General features: G+C 36.9%; 4 protein-coding genes. 3 read left to right on the forward strand and 1 reads right to left on the reverse strand.

Annotation, left to right across the window (positions count from 1 at the left end; genetic code table 11):
* Window positions 1-373: 373 nt before the first annotated feature.
* Window positions 374-1,219 carry a MerR family transcriptional regulator gene (locus tag ACLRVU_RS15675; RefSeq protein WP_117894126.1) on the forward strand — a complete coding sequence of 282 codons (846 nt, stop codon included), beginning with the start codon at window positions 374-376 and terminating at the stop codon, window positions 1,217-1,219.
* 85 nt (window positions 1,220-1,304) lie between these two features.
* Here the strand turns inward: ACLRVU_RS15675 and ACLRVU_RS15680 are convergent, their stop codons facing one another.
* Window positions 1,305-2,303, reverse strand: coding sequence for an IS110 family transposase (locus ACLRVU_RS15680; RefSeq protein WP_412892391.1), 999 nt, complete (start codon window positions 2,301-2,303; stop codon window positions 1,305-1,307).
* A gap of 24 nt (window positions 2,304-2,327) precedes the next feature.
* Here ACLRVU_RS15680 and ACLRVU_RS15685 point away from each other — a divergent pair, with 24 nt between their 5' ends.
* Window positions 2,328-2,480 (forward strand): hypothetical protein, encoded by a 153-nt coding sequence (locus ACLRVU_RS15685; RefSeq protein ID WP_412892392.1) that lies wholly within the window; start codon window positions 2,328-2,330, stop codon window positions 2,478-2,480.
* 396 nt (window positions 2,481-2,876) lie between these two features.
* Window positions 2,877-4,316 (forward strand): FAD-dependent oxidoreductase (locus tag ACLRVU_RS15690; protein WP_412892393.1); only part of this gene is annotated, 1,440 nt, incomplete at its 3' end.

Genomic DNA, 4,316 nt, shown 5'->3' on the forward strand with positions numbered 1-4,316 from the left:
TTTCACCTGCGATGAAAAGGGTTTCGAAGGAAGCTGTCGGAGAATGGTTGTTTCGCAGCCTGTGATGCCAGTGGTTATGCAACAGAAGAATACAAAGGACAAAGAGTCGCTTCATTCGACTGTTCTCTACAAACCAGAAACGATTATCAACCGTGAGGATAGGGCATTTACTACATGAATGACCAAGGAGAAATTATCCACTAAGCTGGGCTTAATCGCTCAGCTTTTTTCTTGAAAGGAGAAACTATGCGATACACAAGCGGGGCTATTTCGTAGTTTCCATTTAAGATTGAAAATACCGTGAGACGGGCTATTTTTTTTATAGACTTAATGAGATGTGATATGATAGGAATTATAAATAGGAGTATTGTCTATGAGTGAATTTCAGCATGTTATCGAGATTTTAAAAAAATCAAAAAGGGGAAAAGAAAAATTTAATATTTCTGAATTAGCGAGAATTTTTAATATTACACCGGAAACATTAAGAAGATATGAAAAGAAAAAGATTATTGAGCCACAACGACAAGAAAATAGTTATCGTGTCTATTCCTCTTGGGAAATTACAAAGATAATTCGTGCAAGACAACTTAGAATGGAAGGTAGTTCACTCGAAGATGTCAATAAAAATCTTTTTGGTGTTGAATGGATGCAAGATATTGAAAGAATCGAAAATCGAGAAAATGAATTAATGGAAGAGATAGAATCTAGACAAATGCTTTTATCATGGTTAAAAGAAAGAAAAACTACAATTAGAAAATTTGTCGATAGAAAAGATGATATATCCATTGAAAAAGTCGAGAAAATCTATTGTTGTATCTATATGGTTGGAAATACGTTAACCGATAAAGATTCTGAGAGATTGAAAGAATTGCAAAAATGGTTGGATGCATTGCCATATGTTTCAGTATACTACATAGGTACATCCAATTATATAACTGTATCTGTTGTTGGAATTACTGAAAGTCAGAGAAAACAATATCATTTAGAATACTTAGTTCCTGACTTTATTTTGCCAGATGCTTTTTATTTAATTCATAATGATAATGCGCAACATAATGTGTCTTTTGACACTTCCAATGAAAGTATAGATCGATGGTACAATTTAGTAAGAGGTTTGAATTATCAGGCAGAAGATTTATATGTTATTAAGATGATTGACTATTTTCAAAGAGACGGTGTTTATACTTCATACAATGAAATGATGATGCCTTTAAAATGAAAAATGATATTGACCTTAACTCTAGGTTAGACTTTACACTTAACCTAGGAGGAAGAAAGTGTGAAAGATAAATAGAAAATAAAAATTAAGCAGAAGAAGGCAATTTAAAAAGAGAAGATACGTCATAGCCACTTAGACGGAGATGTTCAATTGCTTCTTCATCCGTAAATTTGACAGTGGAAGTCGAGACTTTAGGATTCATTAGTTCATCATAATCACAAGGGTGAAACGATTCTCCCGTAAGTAACATGTGATAGATACAAACTAAAATCATTCTGGCAATCGCGGTAATGGCTTTCTTATGACCTCTGCGCTTCTTGATCCTCGAATACTTTTTGCCGAAATAAGAATCAGGATTCTTAATAGAAGCTAATGCACATTGAACAAGTAAAGGCTTGAGATATTGACCGGCTTTAGAAATCCGTACCGATTTCTTTTTCCCGGCAGACTCATTGTTGGCAGGTGCTAACCCAGCCCAACTTACAAGCTGCTTAGCACTGGAAAACAGCGACATATCATTTCCGATTTCAGACAAAATGAGAATCGCAGAAAGCAGTTGAATGCCGAGAATTGACGTTAAAAGCAGGCATAAATCCAAAAAGGGAGCAGCCCGGTTGAAAAGTTCAACTTCACAGGCGGCAATATGCCGATCCAGTTCCTCTAAATGAGAGAAGCAAGGGGTTATCTTGAACTTCTGATCTGATTCCAGTCTACAGTCTTTGACCGATTCAACAATCAAATCTTTATTCTTGCAGGAACGATGAGTGAGCTTACGAATGAGGTTTTCATCATTGGCCGCACTGGAATCGGAAAGAATCACATTCATGATAGCCTTGGCGGTTTTCCCAAAGGGATCGCTGAGAGCCGAAGCCAAGGCCACGTTGGAAACCGTCATGGAATTCTGAAAGCGATTGCGCTCGGAGGAGCGCATACAGACAAGTTTAAAGCGATAACGAGCAATTTCCCATAAAGCACGAATTTCCTTACTAGGAATAAAAGAAAAGCGGACAAGGTCATGCTTAAAAAGATCACAGATCCACTTGGAATCTTTCTTATCCGTTTTCTTACCTTTGATCGCTTTCACATATTTGGGGTGCGTGAGGAAAACATGGAGATGATCCTCGAGAATGTTAAAAACAAATCCAATACTTGCCTGTCGATTCCATACAGACATCATGGCAGTGATGGTCTAAGAGCCAACCTCGAAGACGATACAGATCACAATTCAGGGTTAAGAATGATTCCTGAAGATACTGCGTAATTTGGGTGTTCATGTCTGTGATACCCAGGGTGACCACGATCACATTCTTATGAACATCCAAACCTGCGCAGATAGGACGAAGGATTTTCATAAAAAAACTCCCTTCTCAATGGAAAGGAAAGGTGACCTTGACTGTCATCCAGGCAATCTACGACATCGTTAAGAACAATCTTAAGTGTCCGGGCTCAAAGTCCCACTTATTTGTGCTTGAAAGGATGACGGCAACTTATAAAAATTCAGGATATTCTATGAGTAAGAATTGCCTATTCTCCTCCTCGTGCTCTGCAGTATATCACCTCTCTTTCGTCATAACATATTTTTTGCGTTTATGAAGATTGAGTCTCTATCTTTCATGCAATATTTGTGACCGCGCATGGCGCGGTATTGGAGGTAAAAATGAAAAAAATATTATTATGTGTATTGCTTGCATTGTTAAGTATTAGTTTGGTCGCTTGTACAACAACAAATGAAGATAAACCAAGTTTAACTGACGGTACTTATACTGCGACAAAAAACGGATTTCAGGAAGGATACGAAACAGTAAGTGTAACTATTCAAGATAACAAAATTGCTAAAGTTCTTATTACTGAATCTACTGATTTTCCTGTAACGTTGACGACACCGGCATTAAAAGAAATTCCAACTGCAATTGTAGAACATCAAACTTATAATGTTGATACTGTAACTGGAGCTACAATGACTAGCCTAGCCATTAAGCTTGCAGTTAAGGATTGTCTTGAACAAGCAGGGGGAACTGAAGGATTTAATCATGCAGTTGAAGCTAAAGAACCTATCGTAAAAGAAGATATTACTACTAATATTTTAGTTGTAGGTGCTGGTGGTTCCGGCATGATGGCAGCATTAGAAGCTTATACTGACGGTACTGTAAATTCAATAAGTGGACTATCAGTTACTTTGATTGAAAAGGCTGCTTCAGTAGGTGGAATTACAAGTTTGTCAGGTGGTGTACACTATGTTTATACTGATGAAACTGGTGCTTATGATGAAGCCTGGGCAAATAAATGTCTAGAAAATGAGAAAGCCACTTTGCAGGCTTCGATGGAGTTAGAATTTAATGAAGAATTAATGAAAAATGAAATTCTAATTAACCAACATGCCAATCAGTTGATGAATGAAACAGGGGTTCAACAAGCAGATGCATGGGGACACATGACTTTTGCTTCAAATGATGATCATGTAGATCCAAAATGGAATGGATCATATTTTACTTACGCTATGGGGCCATATATTGAAAATAGTGGAATCGATCTAAGAGTAAATACAAGCGCAACAAGTTTATTGACAGATGAAACTGGTACTGTCATTGGTGCTAGTGTTCAAGATAAAGAGGGTACTTACAATATTTATGCTGATAAAGTGATTTTGTGTACTGGTGGATTTGCTCAAAACCAAGAACTAATTAAGAAATATGCACCTGGTTTTGAAAAAGGAATTGTATTCTCATCAGGAACAAATGATGGTGATGGTATTATCATGGCAGAAAAACTAAATGCACAAATTATTGGAAATAAAATGATGGGACATATTGGCGCTGATGGAAATGTAGGGGCTCGTCCAGATTTTGGGGCTGCTGTTTACTATGGCTGGAATATGCATCCATTTGTGAACATGAATGGAGAAAGATTTACAAACGAAGATAAAAGTAAATATCAAATCTATCATGACATCTTGAATCAACCTGAATTAACTGCGTGGGCAATTTTAGATGCTGATGATCCATTTGTCCCTGATTTAGAAGCTTCTACTTCTGAGTATGTTCATAAAGCGGATACTTTAGAAGATTTGGCAAATGAACTTGGATTACCATTTGATACT

The sequence above is a fragment of the Beduini sp. genome, from assembly GCF_047239305.1.
Taxonomy (GTDB): domain Bacteria; phylum Bacillota_I; class Bacilli_A; order Erysipelotrichales; family Coprobacillaceae; genus Beduini.

Bases quoted from the DNA above. Each gene is read 5' to 3' on its own strand.
- ACLRVU_RS15675 (WP_117894126.1), top strand. From the start codon at position 374: ATGAGTGAATTTCAGCATGTTATCGAGATTTTAAAAAAATCAAAAAGG.
- ACLRVU_RS15685 (WP_412892392.1), top strand. From the start codon at position 2,328: ATGGAGATGATCCTCGAGAATGTTAAAAACAAATCCAATACTTGCCTG.